Source organism: Lentzea chajnantorensis (assembly GCF_054300775.1).
Map to the genome: position 1 here is coordinate 6385111 of NZ_JBSDZT010000002.1, position 14025 is coordinate 6399135.

12 protein-coding genes are annotated in these 14025 nt (G+C 69.9%); 11 read left to right on the plus strand and 1 reads right to left on the minus strand.

What is annotated here, in order from left to right; genetic code table 11:
• Positions 1–82 precede the first annotated feature (82 nt).
• The 10 genes from ACVDFE_RS30995 (at position 83) to ACVDFE_RS31040 (ending at position 12211) form a co-directional block, all read left to right on the plus strand.
• Positions 83–1258, plus strand: a complete 1176-nt coding sequence (locus ACVDFE_RS30995) for an MFS transporter (protein WP_458432963.1) — start codon at positions 83–85, stop codon at positions 1256–1258.
• An 87-nt stretch (positions 1259–1345) separates the two neighbouring features.
• Positions 1346–2452 (plus strand): acyl-CoA dehydrogenase family protein, encoded by a 1107-nt coding sequence (locus tag ACVDFE_RS31000; protein WP_458432964.1) that lies wholly within the window; start codon positions 1346–1348, stop codon positions 2450–2452.
• A 106-nt stretch (positions 2453–2558) separates the two neighbouring features.
• On the plus strand, positions 2559–3650 hold the full coding sequence (locus ACVDFE_RS31005) for a tryptophan 2,3-dioxygenase family protein (RefSeq protein WP_458432965.1): 1092 nt from the start codon (positions 2559–2561) through the stop codon (positions 3648–3650).
• Entirely contained in the window at positions 3641–5017 is a 1377-nt protein-coding gene (locus ACVDFE_RS31010) for a pyridoxal phosphate-dependent decarboxylase family protein (protein WP_458432966.1), read from the plus strand. The genes ACVDFE_RS31005 and ACVDFE_RS31010 overlap by 10 nt, the downstream gene beginning before the upstream one ends.
• A gap of 250 nt (positions 5018–5267) precedes the next feature.
• Complete coding sequence (locus ACVDFE_RS31015) at positions 5268–6293, plus strand: iron-containing redox enzyme family protein (protein WP_360400004.1); 1026 nt, start codon at positions 5268–5270, stop codon at positions 6291–6293.
• A gap of 40 nt (positions 6294–6333) precedes the next feature.
• Positions 6334–7041: a 2OG-Fe dioxygenase family protein gene (locus ACVDFE_RS31020; protein WP_458432967.1), complete on the plus strand. Its 708-nt coding sequence runs from the start codon at positions 6334–6336 to the stop codon at positions 7039–7041.
• Between the two features lie 5 nt (positions 7042–7046).
• A complete protein-coding gene (gene dapF, locus ACVDFE_RS31025; protein ID WP_360400010.1) occupies positions 7047–7910 on the plus strand; it encodes a diaminopimelate epimerase in 864 nt (287 codons plus the stop codon).
• A gap of 9 nt (positions 7911–7919) precedes the next feature.
• Positions 7920–10037, plus strand: coding sequence for a molybdopterin-containing oxidoreductase family protein (locus ACVDFE_RS31030; protein ID WP_458432968.1), 2118 nt, complete (start codon positions 7920–7922; stop codon positions 10035–10037).
• Positions 10034–11488, plus strand: coding sequence for a pyridoxal phosphate-dependent decarboxylase family protein (locus ACVDFE_RS31035; RefSeq protein WP_458432969.1), 1455 nt, complete (start codon positions 10034–10036; stop codon positions 11486–11488). The genes ACVDFE_RS31030 and ACVDFE_RS31035 overlap by 4 nt, the downstream gene beginning before the upstream one ends.
• A 135-nt stretch (positions 11489–11623) precedes the next feature.
• Positions 11624–12211, plus strand: a complete 588-nt coding sequence (locus tag ACVDFE_RS31040) for a hypothetical protein (protein WP_360400019.1) — start codon at positions 11624–11626, stop codon at positions 12209–12211.
• Between the two features lie 40 nt (positions 12212–12251).
• On the opposite strand, the gene ACVDFE_RS31045 is transcribed toward ACVDFE_RS31040, so the two are convergent.
• Positions 12252–13127: an SAM-dependent methyltransferase gene (locus ACVDFE_RS31045; protein ID WP_360400022.1), complete on the minus strand. Its 876-nt coding sequence runs from the start codon at positions 13125–13127 to the stop codon at positions 12252–12254.
• A gap of 38 nt (positions 13128–13165) precedes the next feature.
• Here ACVDFE_RS31045 and ACVDFE_RS31050 point away from each other — a divergent pair, with 38 nt between their 5' ends.
• The gene (locus tag ACVDFE_RS31050; RefSeq protein ID WP_458432970.1) at positions 13166–13633 is read left to right on the plus strand and encodes a hypothetical protein; all 468 of its coding nucleotides are present in this window, start codon (positions 13166–13168) and stop codon (positions 13631–13633) included.
• Positions 13634–14025: the final 392 nt, after the last annotated feature.

The following is a 14025-nucleotide window of genomic DNA, read 5'->3' on the forward strand; positions in this document are numbered from 1 at the left end:
CCCGTTCAGCAACTCGTCCGAACGCCGTTGGAGGTCCGCTGTGTTCGCAGGCTATCGCAGCGCCTTCGCCAGACGAGGGGCCGTGTCCTTCTGCATCGCGGGCGTGCTGTCGCGTCTGTTCGTCGGGATCTACCCGCTCGGCCTGCTCCTCCTGCTGGCCTTGCCCACCGGTCAGTACGGGAAAGCCGCGTTGGTGAGCGGCTGCTGGACGATCGGCAACGCGCTCGGCAGTCCCGTCGCCGGAATCGTCGCGGACCGCTTCGGGCAGCGCAGAACGCTGCTGCTGTCCATCTTCGCGCATTTCGCGCTCGCCACGATGATGCTCGGATCGGTCGCGCTGGACGCGCCGCTTCCGGCCACGCTGCTCCTGGCTCTTCTCCTGGGCGTCTCAGCGGTCAACACCGGGCCGATGACGCGGGCGCGCTGGGCGACGATGTGGCCGGACGGCAGCACCGAGAGATCCGCCGCCTACTCGGTCGAAACGGTTCTGGACGAGGTCGTCTTCGCGATCGGTCCTTTGCTGACAGCGGCTCTCGCGATCCAGGTCTCGCCGTACCTGGCCGTCGCCTCGGCCGTTCTCCTCACCGCCTGCGGCGCGACCTGGCTGCTCTTCCAGCGGCACACCGAGCCGCCCAGGCAGCCTCCCGTCGCTCGCGTGCACCGGCGCCTCGCCGCACGGTATCCGGGCATGCCGCTGCTGCTCGTTCTGCTCCTGGCGCTGGGAGCCACCTGCGGCGCGGCGGAGGTGCTGCTCGTCGCGCGTTCCGCTGAACTCGGTCAGCCGGGTGGCGCCGGCCTCGTCCTCACCTGCTTCGCAGTGGGCAGCGGAGTCTCGGCCGTTCTGTACGGCTCACGGACGCGGAGCGGGCCGACGTCGCTGCGGCTCGCCTTGAGCGCCTCGGCGTTCGGCCTGCTCCCCGCCCTCTACCTGACCGCGGACAGCCTGCTCGTCCTCATGGCCTGCTCCGCGGTCAACGGTCTCAGCATGGCGCCGACCATCATCAACGCCTTCCACCTGCTCGACGAGCTCGTTCCGGTGGCGATCCAGACCGAGGGGATGAACTGGGTGTGGTCCAGTCTCTCGCTCGGTTTCGGTGCGGGCACCGCCACCGTCGGCAGGATCGCGGACGAACTGGGCGCCCGGTCGACCTTCTCCCTCCCGGTCGTCTGCGCGTTGTCCGCTGCCGCAGCCGCACATCTGCTGCATTCGCGGTTGAAGCTCCGAACGAAGACAGAAGTACCAAACACTTCACGATGAAGGACCACTCACATGGTGAACGATGTTCTTGAGCAGATCGAGGGTTCACGTGTGCAACTCGGGGCCCAGACTGCGGAAGCAGAAGAGATGGGAGCACTCCCCGCGCACACCGCGGACATCTTGCGCAAGACCGGTGTGGTGAGAATGCTGCAACCCGCGAAGCACGGTGGTTTCGAGGCCGATCCGCGGGAGTTCCTCGACGCGGTGATCCTGACCGCCGAGTCCTGCAGCGCCGCGGGCTGGGTCGCGGGCGTCGTGGGGTCGCACCCGTGGCAGCTGGCCCTGATGCCGGAGTCCGTTCAGGACGACGTGTGGGCGGCTGACCCGGACACCTGGGTGGCGTCGCCGTTCTCCCCGTTCGGCAAGGCGCGCAAGGTCGAGGGAGGCTATCTGCTGAGCGGCAGGTGGGCGTTCTCGTCCGGCACGGACCACTGCGAGTGGGCCTGGCTGGGTGCGACCGTGGTCGATGCCGAGGGCGATCGCGTCGGGTCCGAGGGCACGCTGCACATGCTGCTGCCGCGGAGCGACTACACGATCATCGACGGGTCGTGGAACGCGGTCGGGCTGCGTGGCAGCGGGAGCAAGGACGTCGCGGTGAGCGGCGCGTTCGTGCCTGTCGAGCGCGTGATCGCTGAGCAGGACGTCGTCAGCGGCGTCGCGGCCAGGGAGGCAGGCAGGAGCGAGACCCTCTTCCGCATGCCCTGGTCGGCCATCTTCCCCAACGCGATCACGGCGTCCATCATCGGCATGTGCCGTGGCGCTCTGGCGGCGTCCTTCGACTACCAGCGCGATCGGGTCGACGAGTCCGGCCGGCTGGTGCGTGAGGACAACTTCCTCCTGGCACAGCTGAGCGAGTGCTGCTCCGAGGTCGAGTCCGCACGGGTCCAGATGATGGCCAACGTGGGCCGCATGTGGGACATCGTCGACTCCGGCAAGGAAGTGCCGTTCGAGCTCCGTGCGGCAGCCCGCTGCGACCAGGTCCGCGGCAGCCGGCGCGCTGTGGAGGCACTCGACCGCCTCTACAGCCACTCAGGCGGAAACGCCTTGCGGTCGGATCGGCCCATGCAGCGCTTCTGGCGCGATGCCCATGCCGGGTTGAACCACGCCATCAACGTCTACTCCGGACCGTATCAGGCCTACGCGCTGAGCAGGATGGGCGCGGCAGTTCCGCCCGGTCTCCAGCGTGATGTCTGAGCCACGGGGGACGACAGTGGACGAGCACGCGACAACAACCTCCGCCATCGACGCACAGCAAGGCGGCCCGACACCGGACCTGGCGAGTTCGATACGCCTGCGGATTTTGCGGCACGGCAAGGACCGGCTCGGGGACGACGCCCTGGAACAGGCCAGAGCGGGCCGCGCCGACGCCGCGACCGGACCGGTGGTCGCGGAGTTCTACAACTGCGTTCTGGACAAGGCGGAGGACCGGTACTCCTACCGCAGCTACCTGGCCCTGGACGTCCTGAAGCCCCTCCTCCCGACGGCCGAGAACGTCCACACCGGACGGACCCTCGTCGCGCGCCTCCTGCGCGACCTGGCCGAGTTCGAGTGGATGACGATGAAGGACGACGACGAGAGCGAGCTCCTCCCGAGCGGCCGGCCACGCCGTCAGCTCGCACTCAAGAGGATTCGCAAGGCGGCCTCCCTGGGCGAGCACTTCGACCCGCTGGGAACAAGACCCGGGCTCGTGGCGGAACCGGTCGAGGACGTGATCCGCTTCAGCGTCCTCCCCGTCTCCGACCACCACGACGAGTACCTCTTCATCCGAGTTCTGCAGTGCTACGAGACGGTGTTCACGATGATGGCGGCCACGCTGGAGGAGGCGGCAGCGGTCGCGCAGTCCGGATGCGCCTTCGAGGTCGCCGCCCGGATCGAGTCGGCTGCGACGACGCTGGACCAGGCGTCGGGGTTGTTCAGCCTGCTGGCCACCATGTCACCGGCGAACTTCCAGGCCTTCCGCATGCAGACCGACGGGTCGAGCGCGATCCAGTCGGAGGCGTACAAGCTGGTGGAGATCTTCTGCGCGTTGCCGAGGAAAGGTCGCCTCGACTCCCCCGCCTTCCTCTCCGTTCCGCGCGTGCGGCTGCGCGCCCTGTCCGGGCTCGACTCCTTGTCCGCGTGGCACCGTCGCCGGCAGAGCAGGTGGAGTGACGCGGAGAGCGCGGTGGTGACGAACGCGGTGCACCTGCTGGAACAGAGTCATCAGAAGTGGAAGCGCACCCACCACTCCATCGCGCGATCGATGATCGGCGACAGCAACGGCACCGGCGGCACGGACGGCATCGAGTACTTGCGGCAGTGCACGGAGAACCGGCTCTTCTGGCCGATCGGCGAGCAGCGCCCTCAGCACGATTCTTCCTTCGACGGAGGCCGAGGCTACCCGTGGACCTGACCAAGTGGATGATCCGGGCACAGGAGGAGAACGCCAGGTGGCAGGACTCCTTTCCGCCGTTCTCACCCCACCCGTCGATGGAGGTCGACGATGACGTGTTCGCGGCGGCCTTCCACGACTTCACGGAGCGGCTCGGGAAGAACTACCCCTTCTTCCACCCGTCGTACGCCGGGCACATGGTCCGCCCGCCGCACTCCGCCGCCACCATCGGCTATCTGGCGGCCATGCTGGTGAACCCGAACAACCACGCGTTCGACGGCGGCCCGGCCACCGTCGAGATGGAGCAGGAGGTCGTCGCGCAGCTGTCCGGCATGTTCGGGTTCGAGGCCCCGCTCGGTCACCTGACCACCAGCGGCACGATCGCGAACCTCGAAGCCCTCTACGTCGCACGAGAGCTCCGGCCCGGCCAAGGCGTCGCGTTCAGCGAGGAAGCCCACTTCACGCACAGCCGCATGTGCCGCGTCCTGGGCATCGAAAGTCATGCGGTGCGGGTCGACGACCGGGGCCGGATGGACGTCGAGGCACTGGAGGAGCTGCTGCGGACACAGCGGATCGGCACGGTCGTCCTGACCGCCGGCACGACCGGTCTCGGCGCGGTCGACCCGATCCACGAGGTCCTCGCGTTGCGGGAGCGCTACGACGTCCGCATCCACGTCGATGCCGCTTACGGCGGTTTCTTCACGCTGCTCGCGGGATCGGACACCGCGGAGGCGCTGCCGCCGGAGCCGTGGCGGGCGATCTCCCGGTGTGACTCCGTGGTGGTCGATCCGCACAAGCACGGGTTGCAGCCCTACGGTTGCGGCGCGGTGCTCTTCAACGACCCGGACGTCAACCGGTTCTACGCCCACGACTCCCCGTACACCTACTGCGCTCCGGCCGGGTTCAACCCCGGCGAGACGAGCCTGGAGTGCTCACGGGCCGGTGCGGCCGCGGCGGCTCTCTGGCTCACCTTCCGGGTCCTGCCGCCGACCCCGTCAGGACTGGGCCGGGTCCTGGGCGCCGGCAGGCGGGCCGCCCTGGACTGGTCGGCCAGGATCGCGTCGTCCGAGGCCCTCGAGCTGTACCAGGAACCCGAGCTGGACATCGTCACCTACTTCCCGGTCGTCCGGCCCGCGAGCATGCGGCTGGTGGACCAGGTGTCGGCCAGGATGCTGGAAAGCGGTGGCACAGAAGCAGATCCCGTGTTCCTGAGCACGGTGAAGGTGCGCTCCGACGCACTCGTCCGCCGGCATCCCGGTGTCACCGCCGATGCCCCCGAGGCGCGGATCATCCGCAGCGTGCTGATGAAGCCGGAGTTCGAGGACTTCATCCCGCGACTGCACGACCGGGTGGAGGCGCTGGCCGTCTCCCACTCCGGGCTCAGGTGAGCGTGCTCCCGGCCGGCGCGGCGGAGATCCGGCCGCTCGACCGCACCGCGGTTGAGCATTTGGTTCCGCACGTATTCCACGTGGGTGTTCGGGTCGATCGGCTGGTGCGCGGGGGCAGTCGGGGTGTGCGGCACACCACTCCGGCCTGTGCGGGTGATTCTCTGTCCTCGCTTGGGACGGCGGTCGAGCTCCGTCTACATCGGAGGGACACTCGCAGTCGTTCAGACCTGGCCTCCGGAAAGGGTTTCCAGTGAGCGATGCAGTGGAGCGGGTGTCGGAGTGGCTCGGCCGGCCCGCGGACGAGGTCGACCGGCTGGTGCACCCGGCGGAGCTGGAACGGGTGCTCGGTGCGGTCCACGAGCTCAACAGCCGAGCCGCCGCCGGTGACCGGGAGATGTTCTACCGGCAGCAGCTCCTGCTGTCGCGGATCTACGGCATGCAGCTGCGGGTGGCGCCCGGTGAACCGTCTGCCGAGGGTTCCACCGCGGTGCACCGGGTGACGCGCTCGCTGGAGCGGGCGACCGCGGCGGCGGAGGACGCGCGGATCGAAGCGGGATCGCTCGACGACGCGCCCGCGGACCCCGCCGAGTTCGTGTCGTGGCTGAAGAAGCTGGCGCGGGGGCACACCGTCTTCAAGCACCCGTACTACACCGACTTCATCCGCGACCACGCCGACGCGGAGGCGATCCGCCGTTACATGATCCAGGAGTCGGTGATCGACGGGCGTTTCGACGACCTCCTCGCGCTGATGCAGGTGGGCACGAACGGTCCGGCCAAGATGGAGATCGCGCGGAACTTCTGGGACGAGATGGGCAACGGGAACCCGGCGGAGGTCCACACCCACCTGTTCAAGCAGATCTTCGAGGTCTTCGACATCACCGACGACGAGCTGGAGAGCGCCCTCACCGCCAACGCGCTGCTGTCCGGCAACCTCGCGGTCATGCTGTGCCGCTACCGCTCCAGCTACCCGGAGGCGGTCGGTTTCCTCGGCATGACCGAGTGGCTGGTCCCTGACCGCTTCGTCCAGGTGGTGCACGCCTGGGAGCGGCTCGGCCTGCCGGACGTGGGCATCGTCTACCACCGCCTGCACATCACCGTGGACGCCCAGCACGCCGCCGGCTGGTTCCACAACGTCATCAAACCCGCGGCCACGTCACCGGCCATGCGCAGGGGGATCGCCCGCGGCACGCTGTGGCGGCTGAACTCGTCGCAGCGCTACCTCGACGAGCGCATGTCCGAAGTGGACCTGTCCGCGAGGCTCACGACCGCCGGGTGAGCGGCCGTCCCGCATCTTCACGAGGAAGGGGTTCCCGGACGTGGCACTCAACGAAGCAGGCTTCAGCATCATCGACCTCCCGGCGGCGTCAACCGAGCTGCTGGCGAGCTACGACGACCTGCCGGTCGACGAGTACATGGGTCACGGCACGAGGTTCAAGCGGTTCTGCCAGTACCGGCTGTCCCAGGACCAGGACTCCGGTTGCTCGTTCGAGCTGCTGCCGCAGCGCGACTACACGACCTTCGTCAAGTTCAACCCGGTGGCGGGCGGTATCCGGCGCCGGTACGAGCCGGTCGAGGCCGACTTCACCGACCTGCTCCGCGCGGGCGTGCAGGGGTTCCCGCTCGACCTCTCCGAGGACTGGTCGATCAACCTGCACCAGAACCGGTCGCAGGCGACCAGCGCGGTGACCGCGCCGCTCACCCCGGAGGGCGTGCACCACGACGGCCACGACTACGTGATGATCGGCGTGCTCCGGCGGGCCAACGTCGGGGGCGCGCTGACCAGGCTGTGGAAGCCGGGTGCGGACGAACCCTTCTGGAGCGGCACCATCGAGGAGGGGCAGGCGGTCCTGCTCGACGACCGGGCCATCCAGCACGACGTCACGGACGTGGAGTCGATCGACGGCCGCCCGGCCAACAGGGACATCTTCATCGCGGCGTTCTCCCGGTGGAGCCGGAAGTGGTACGGCGACGAGCACGACGCGCAGGCGCTCGCCGGCGGCGCGTCCGCTGCCGCGGCGGATTGACCGGCATGGTGGCGTTCACCAAGTACCACGCGATGGGCAACGACTACCTGCTCGTCGAGCCGCAGGACGGCGTGGCCGCGGGTCCGCTCGCCGCACGCGTCCTGTGCGACCGCCACTTCGGGGTCGGCGCTGACGGGGTGGTGTTCGGACCGTTGGGACGACCGGCCGCGGCGGGCGTGGTCGAGGTGCGCATCCACAACGCCGACGGTTCGGCGTGCGAGCGGAGTGCGAACGGGTTGCGCGCGTTCGCACTGGAACACGCGCGCCGGCACGGGACGCGGCAGCTGGTCGTGGACACGGGGTTCTGCACGTCCACGGTCTTCGTCGACGACGTGGACGCCGGGATCGTGTCGATCGAGCTCGGCCGCCCGGACTTCTCCGCGCAGGCGGTGCCCGTGCTGGGCTGCGCCGGTGAGGCCGTGGACGTGCCGATCGAGGTCGGCGGCGGCCGGTGGCAGGTCACCGCGCTGAACAACGGCAACCCGCACGCGGTGCTGGTCCTGTCCGCTGTGGACGATCAACTGGCCGACTCGGTCGGTCCCCTGCTGTCCGCGCACCCGCGGTTTCCCGGCAGGGTGAACGTCGAGTTCGCCGCAGTCTTCGGCCAGGACGTGCTCGGCGTGGTGGTGTGGGAACGGGGCGCCGGCCGCGTGCTGGCCTCCGGCAGCGGTGGCTGCGCGGCCGCCGCGGCCGCACGCCGCCTCGGCCTGGTCGGGGACCGGGTCGAGGTGGTCATGAGCGGCGGTGCCTTCACCGCGCGGTTCGACCGCCGGGGCTCCGTGCTCATGACCGGTGAGGTCGAGCACGTCGCCACGGGCCGGGTGGCGGCCGGCCTCACCTCGCGGCTGGAAGAACTGCAACCGTCCTGAGGGAGTGTCGTGCCACGCCAGAACCTGCCCATCACCAGCGCCACGAGCGAGGTCGCCGGAGCGTGCCCGCTCGACTGCCCCGACTGCTGCAGCTGGCTGGTCACCGTGGAGAACGGGGTGGCGACCGGGCTGCGCGGCAACCGGGAGCACCCGGTCACCAGGGGCACCCTGTGCGTCAAGGTGAACCGCTACCTGGAGCAGGCCTCGCACCGGGACCGGATCCTGCACCCGATGCGCCGGGTGGGGGCGAAGGGCGAGGGCCGGTTCGAGCGGATCGGGTGGGACGAGGCGCTGGACGAGATGGCCGACCGCCTCTCCCGCATCGTCGACGAGCACGGCGGTGAGGCGCTGTGGCCCTACCAGGGCACCGGTGCGCTCGGGTACCTGCAGGGGGTGCAGGGGCGAGCGGGCACCAGGTTGTGGAACGTGCTCGGCGCGTCCCACCACGACATGACGATCTGCTCGATCGCGGGCCTGACCGGGTTGACGTACGCGCTGGGCACCAGCAGGGGCATGGACCCGGAGGACTTCGCGCTCTCCAAGCTGACCCTGCTGTGGGGCACGAACACGTTGACGTCGGGGCACCACCTCTGGAGGTTCATCGAGGCGGGCCGCAAGAACGGTGGTCACGTCGTCGCCATCGACCCGATGCGCACGCGGACCGCGGCCGCCGCGGACGAGCACCTGGCGCCGATGCCCGGGACCGACGGCGCGCTCGCACTCGGCCTGATGCACGTCATCGTCGCGAGTGGCCGGGAGGACGACGACTTCCTGTCGCGGTACTGCTTCGGCTGGGAGGACTTCCGCGAACGCGTGCTGGCCTTCACGCCGGAACGCGCCGCGTCCATCACCGGTGTCCCCGCGGAGCAGATCCGGGACCTGGGTGAGCGGATCGCGCGCACCAGGCCCACCGCGATCCGCACCTCTCAGGGGGTTCAGCGGCACGCCGGTGCGGGCGCGACGCTGCGGACGCTCGCCTGCATCCCCGCGGTCACGGGCGACTGGCACCGGCCCGGCGGTGGGCTGATGTTCTCCACCGACACCTACTTCGGCGGCAACCGCGAGGCGCTGTTCCGCGACGACCTGCGCCCGAAAGCGGTGCGCACGCTGTCGATGACGCGGCTCGCCGAGGGGCTGCTGGAGGCGAGCGACCCGCCGGTGATGGGGCTGGTCGTGTACGGCGCCAACCCGGTGGTCAGCACCAGCGACCAGAACCGGGTCCGCGCGGGTCTGTCCAGAAAGGACCTGTACACGGTGGTCCTCGAACACTTCCCGACCGACACCGTCGACTACGCCGACCTGGTCCTGCCCGCGACGATGCAGCACGAGCACACGGACCTGATGGACGCGTACGGCCACCTCTACCTCGCGTGGAACGAACGTGCCGTCGAGCCGCCGGGCGAATGCAGGTCGACCACGGACACCTTTCGCGACCTGGCCGCGCGGATGGGGTTGCGCGAGCCCAGCCTCTACGACTCCGACGAACGGCTCGCCGAGCAGCTCCTCGACTCCGACCACCCCTCGCTGCACGGGATCACGCTCGACGGGCTGCGGGCCGGCGGGTGGGCCCGGCTCAACTACCCCAGCCCGCTCGCACCGTTCGAGCACGGGTTCCCCACCCCGTCGGGGAAGTTCGAGTTCGTTTCGGCCACAGCGGCCGCCGACGGCCTCGACCCGATGCCGGGCTACACCCCGCCGCTGGAGGTCGTGGACGACGAGATGGCCGCACGCCATCCGTTCGTGCTCATAGCGGGCGCGTCGCACTTCGCCATCAACACGATCTTCGGCAACAACGACGAACTGCGGAGGAGAGCGGGCTCGCCGACCGTGGTCGTGCACCCCGACGACGCCCTCGCGCACGGGCTCGCCACCGGCACCCTCGTGAGGGTGTTCAACAGACGCGGTGAGTTCACCGCGGACGTGCTGGTCGACGCACGGGTCCGCCGCGGTGTCCTCAGCACCACCAAAGGCCATTGGCTCAAGCTCACCGGCGGCGCGACGGTCAACGCCACGGTGGACGAACGGGATGCGGACATGGGTGGTGGAGCGGTGTTCCACGACAACCGGGTCTCGGTCGAAGCCGTCGAGGTCCCGGCAGCGCAGATTCGAGGAGGAGCGTCGACATGAGCGCACACAACGGTGTCCAGCTGGCGAGCGGACCGCAGGGCGCCGAGCAGTTGGGCGCCCTGCTCGGGGTGGCCCTGCGCGGCATGGAGGCCGGCATCCTCGAACGCGGCGGCCCGCTGCCGGCGGGAGGGCCCGCCGTCGTCTCGGCCGCCCTCGCGGCAGCCGGCGGCGGAACGGGCCGCCTGCCCCTCGAGGGCATCGGCGAGGAACGCGCGCTGGAGGAGATGAGCAGGCTCCTCGGCCTGGACTCCGCCGATCCCGCCCACCCGCACTGCGCGGCCCACCTGGTCTGCTCGTCGCTGGCGGTGTCCGTCGCCGCGGACGTCGTGGCGAGCGCGCTCAACCCGTCCATGGACGTGTGGGAGCTGGCGCCGATGGCCAGTGAGATCGAGCGGGACTTCACCGCGGGCATCGCCGGGCTCTGCTACCCGGCCGAGCCCTCCCCCGACGCCGTGGTGACCTCCGGCGGAACCGAGTCGAACCTCCTGGCGCTGCTCCTCGCGCGCACCCTGCTCGGTGCCGGCCTCCAGGTGGTGTGCGGCGCGAACGCCCACCACAGCGTGACGAGGGCGGCCTGGCTCCTCGGACTGCCCACCCCGGTCGTCGTCGCCTGCGAGGACGACCGGATGGTCCCGGCGGCACTGGAGGCCGCTCTGGAGCGGCTCGGCCCGGCCACCCTCGTCGTCGCCACGGCGGGCACCACCAACACCGGCCGGATCGACCCGCTCCACCAGATCGCCGGGATGTGCCGCCGGTTCGGGGTGCGCCTGCACGTGGACGCGGCCTACGGCGGGCTCGCGCTGTGCAGCGAGGAGTGGAGCCGGCACCTGCACGGCGTCGAGCTGGCGGACTCGGTGACGCTGGACATGCACAAGTTCGGCTGGCAGTCCATCGCGGCCGGTCTCCTCGCGACCCGCAACGCGGCGGACCTCGGTGCGCTGACGATCAGCGCCGACTACATCAACGCCTCCGACGACGTCGACGCCGGCCTGCCGGACCTGCTCGGCAGGTCGATCTGGACCTCGCGGCGCGCGGACGCGTTCCGGATGGCGGTCACGCTGATGGCGTTGGGCACCAACGGGCTCGGTCGCCTGGTCGAGCACTGCTGCGCGACCGCGCGGGAGGTCGCGGCGGAGATCGACTGCCGGTCCGACCTGAGGTTGTGGCAGAGCCCGTCCTTGTCCACCGTGCTCTTCCGGCCGACCGTCCTCGACGACCTGCCGATCGCCGCGGGGGACGCGCTCGTCGGCCGCGTCCGGCGTGAGCTGCTGGCCAGGGGGACCGCGATCGTGGGGCGGGCCGCACTTCCGGACACAGTGGACGGTCAGCGGAAGCTGTGGCTCAAGCTCACCCTCCTGCACCCGAACGCCTCGGGCGCCGACTACCGCTCCCTGCTCGACCAGGTCGTCGCCGTCGCGGCGGAAGAAACAGGGCTGGTGGAGTCCCGGTGAGCCGCACGGGGCGGACCTCCTGGCGCATTCGAGCGGGAGGTCGTGGACGGGTCAGCGGGCCGACCGTGCCCGCTGTGACGATGCACCGCGCGGCGGTCCCCACCGGCCGCCCGGTTTTCACCTAGGAGTTCTGCCATGCAGATCGTGCTCGCGACAGAGTCGGACGCTCCGGCGCTCGGCGAACTCATCACGGAGTCGTTCCGCGACCTGGACCTCACCGGCTGGCTGGTGGACGACCTGGAGGACTGGTGGAAGATCGGTCCGCACTACCTCGAACGGGAGGTTCGGGACGCCATCGCCTGCGGTGTGGTCTACACCCTCCCGGACCTGTCCGCCGCCCTCGTCGCGTTCGACCACGCGGTCGAGCCAGAGCCGACGCCGGAACGGGAGAGCTGGCTCAGGGACCTCACCGGTCCGTACTTCGAACGGTTCGCCCGGTTCGAGGCGGCCTTCCTCTCCGCGCACCCGCACCAGTCCCACTACTACGGCGCCTACCTCGCCGTGCGCCCGACCGAGCAGAACAACGGTGCGGCCACCCTGCTGCTGAACCACCACCACCAGGTCCTGGACGAGCTGGGCCGGGACGCCTACGGCGAAGCGTCGAGCAAGCGGCTGGTGGGCTTCTTCGGTGCCCGCGACTACACGCCGCTCGGTCCGCCGGTCGTCCTCGACGGCCAGGAACTGCTCCAACCGATGTGGCGCACGGCCCGTCGCCCCGGCTGACCGGCTTCGGCGCCGGACCGGCCCACTCCGGTCCGGCGCGTCACTTCCGAGCGGTGCCGACCAGGAGCAGCGACCCGCTCGGATCGCTGAAGTCCACCACCTGGTCGTGCTCGCTCGCCTCCTCCGGATGCCAGTCGGGCGCCCAGGTGACGCCGGGCTCCAGGAGGGTGAAGTCCCCGAAGAGGGCGGTGACCTCCCGGCGGTCGCGGAAGATGGCCGGGCTGACCGAGTTCGCGTACATGCTCTTCAGCTCGCCCAGCATCGCGGCGCTGCGCGGTGAGACCTCCGTGTCGGTGACATGGGACAGGGAGAGGTACGACCCCGGCACGAGCAGGTCGCGGTAGGTGGCGACGAGGCGGGGGCCGAGGTCCTCGGTGTCGCCGCTGCCCGGTGCGGGTGGTTGCTGGATGTGCAGCACCGCCATGAGGAGCACCGCCACCGGTTCCCGCAGGTCGATCACCCCGGTGTCCGAGATCCGCGACCAGACCCGGTCCGGGTCGCGCAGGTCCGCGTGGACGGCCGCGTGCCGGCTCGGGTCACCGTGCTCTTGGAGCAGCAGGTTCGCGTGGTCGACGGCCACCGGCTCGTGGTCGACGTAGGCGACCCGCACCTCACCCGGCGCGACCTGCTCGCCCACCTCGTGCACGTGCCCCATTGTGGGCACCCCGGACCCGATGTCGATGAACTGGCGGATGCCCAGCCGGACGAGGTGCCGCACCACCCTGCGCTGGAACATCCGGTTGGCGTACGCGACCGACCTGATCACCGGGTAGTCGCGCAGGACGCGTTCGGCGAACTGCCGGTCGACCTCCCAGTTGGTGGTCCCGCCGAGGTAGTAGTCGTAGATCCGGGCGACGCTCGGTCGCGTCAGGTCGACGCCCGGCAACGGGAAGGGCTCGTCGTTCGACTCGGGCACGTCAACTCCTCCGGGTACTGCGCGGACCTGACTCCACTGTGGACCGCAGCGGCTCGCTGCCGATTCCACACCGGTACGACTTCACGGCGCTGCAGGAGATTCTGGCACACCGGCGGTACCGGATGATCACCCGGAACAGGCTTTGTCCGTGTTGTCCGACGGGCAGGAGGTGGTTCATGAAGATCGAACGGCGCGAGTGGGTCCGGACGGTGGGCGAGGACGCCGCTCCCGCGCTGCTCACGTTGCTCGAAGCCGGGGACGTTGCCTTCGACCCGGTGGAGGAGCAAGTTAACCCGGTCTACCGCGAGTACACCGACGAGTTGCCGGAGGAGGACTACCGCGAGGTCGTGGTGCCGAGCTGCACCGATGTCGGCACGGTGCGCGTGAGCGAGCCGGGGAACGCGTCAGCGACGCGGCCGGGATCGGTGACCAACCCCGGCGTTCGTCACCCGCCTCGCCCGTGTCCGTCGAGGAGCCCCAGTCGGCCGGGACGGAGACAGCCGTGATCGAAGTTCAGGGCTCAGGCCAGGCCACCGCCGCACACCAGGGCGTGGCGAACTCAGGTTCCATATGCGACGTTCATGTCGAGTGCCACTACAACGCCGCAGCAGGGTCGGCACCGTCCTGGCCGATGATGGTCGTCGGCAGAGGTATACCTGCCGCTCAGGTGTGCCGAACAGGCGCTTGGCTGTGCAGAACATCTTGCCCGCGGGTCAACCAGCCGCCGGAGTTCGTGACATGTCAGGACGGTCGTGCCGTTGCTCCAGCCGGATAGCCTGCCCCGCTGCAACGGCAACGCGGGAACAGTCAGTGTGATCGCGACGACCGCCGTTACCACGACCGCAGCCCAACCCACGTAGTTGCAGCGTTAGCGCTCTCACCACAAAGATTCGCGTCG

Coding starts and splice junctions, on each gene's coding strand:
- ACVDFE_RS31000 (WP_458432964.1), top strand. CDS start 1,346: ATGGGAGCACTCCCCGCGCACACCGCGGACATCTTGCGCAAGACCGGT.
- ACVDFE_RS31035 (WP_458432969.1), top strand. CDS start 10,034: ATGAGCGCACACAACGGTGTCCAGCTGGCGAGCGGACCGCAGGGCGCC.
- ACVDFE_RS31040 (WP_360400019.1), top strand. CDS start 11,624: ATGCAGATCGTGCTCGCGACAGAGTCGGACGCTCCGGCGCTCGGCGAA.
- dapF (WP_360400010.1), top strand. CDS start 7,047: ATGGTGGCGTTCACCAAGTACCACGCGATGGGCAACGACTACCTGCTC.